We start from the raw sequence: 448 nt of genomic DNA on the forward strand, positions 1-448 counted from the left end.
GTGGCGGTGACCGACAGGCCGATCCGTAGCGGGTTGGCGCGTAGCTCCCTGGCATCCAGCGCGATGCGGACGGGGACGCGCTGAACGATCTTGATCCAGTTCCCGCTGGCGTTCTGCGGCGGCAGCAGCGCGAAGGCGTTGCCGCTGCCCGCGCCCACGCCGACGACGCGGCCATGATAGATTACGTCGTCGCCATAGGTGTCCGCCACCAGCGTCGCGGGCTGGCCGATGCGCAGGTCCTTGAGCTGCGTCTCGCGGAAATTGGCGTCGACCCACAGGCGGTCGAGCGGGACGATCGCCATCAACGGCGTGCCGGCGGCGATCTGTTGCCCGACCTGCACGGCGCGCTGCGCGACGACGCCGTCGATCGGCGCGGTGACGTGCATATGCCCGCGCACGATGGCGGCGCGGCGATAGGCGGCGATCGCGGCCAGCACCGCCGGATTGG

At 70.8% G+C, this 448-nt stretch carries 1 protein-coding gene; it reads right to left on the minus strand.

The annotated features are described in order from the left end of the window. On the minus strand, positions 1 to 448 hold a 448-nt coding region (locus tag CVH10_RS17540), incomplete at both ends, for an HlyD family efflux transporter periplasmic adaptor subunit (RefSeq protein ID WP_146142992.1).

It is taken from the genome of Halomonas sp. ND22Bw (genome assembly GCF_003011945.1).
Classification (GTDB): domain Bacteria; phylum Pseudomonadota; class Gammaproteobacteria; order Pseudomonadales; family Halomonadaceae; genus Halomonas; species Halomonas halophila.